The organism is Serratia sp. HNCC26DJ244 (assembly GCF_057180565.1).
This window is the reverse complement of record NZ_JBXUGO010000139.1, coordinates 1-337: the sequence shown is the minus strand read 5'-3', so window position 1 is coordinate 337 and position 337 is coordinate 1. Positions and strand designations below refer to the sequence as shown.

Here is a 337-nt window from a genome sequence, read left to right as displayed (position 1 = left end):
CACCTGGAAGTGCGGAATGGCGTACAGTCTCACGCGGAAGAAGCCCGGGTTATCCTCAATGTCTTCCACAATCACCTTCGCATCACGCAGCGGGTGAGAGGCTTGCAGTTCGTCACCCGGGTCGGTCATCTCGGTCACCAGGCTACGTACCCAGGTGTTGAGCTCCAGCTCCAGCAAACGGCGGTCCTTGGTGGTACCGATGTTTTCACGCTGAATCAACTTCAGGTAGTGAGCAATGCGCGACAGCAGGAAGATGTACGGCAAACGTGCGTTGATGCGGCTGTTGGCCGTGGCATCGGCCGTGTCATACAACGCGGGCTTCTGGGTGGAGTTGGCG

The 337-nt window shown here is 58.5% G+C and carries 1 pseudogene; it reads right to left on the bottom strand.

From position 1 onward, the window contains the following. Window positions 1-337 (bottom strand): annotated as a pseudogene (locus tag AC2A06_RS18970) (type VI secretion system contractile sheath large subunit); the annotation flags it as partial.